The 261-nt window shown below is 62.5% G+C and carries 1 protein-coding gene; it reads right to left on the reverse strand.

Translation table 11 applies throughout. The features are described from left to right. Positions 1 to 261, reverse strand: a 261-nt coding sequence (locus BK660_RS30150; RefSeq protein ID WP_123436403.1) for an aldehyde dehydrogenase family protein, incomplete at both ends; no start/stop codon positions are given.

Here is a 261-nt window from a genome sequence, read left to right on the forward strand (position 1 = left end):
CGGCGTTGAGGGTTTCGCGAACGGCTTTGCCGTTGTCCCCGGATTCGGTGATTGCCAGCAGTTCGAGGTTTTGCTCGATGCGGTCGGCGATTTTCAGCAGCCCCAGCGAGCGCGCCTGGGCGGACGTGGCGCCCCAGGCATCGGCGGCGGCGTGGGCAGCGTCCAGGGCCTTGTCGATGTCTTCTGCAGGGTAGCGTGGGAATTCGGCAATCGGTTGGCCATTCACTGGCGAGGTATTGGTTAAGTACTGACCTTTGACAG

The organism is Pseudomonas brassicacearum (assembly GCF_003732265.1).
In the GTDB taxonomy this organism is placed as follows: domain Bacteria; phylum Pseudomonadota; class Gammaproteobacteria; order Pseudomonadales; family Pseudomonadaceae; genus Aquipseudomonas; species Aquipseudomonas brassicacearum_D.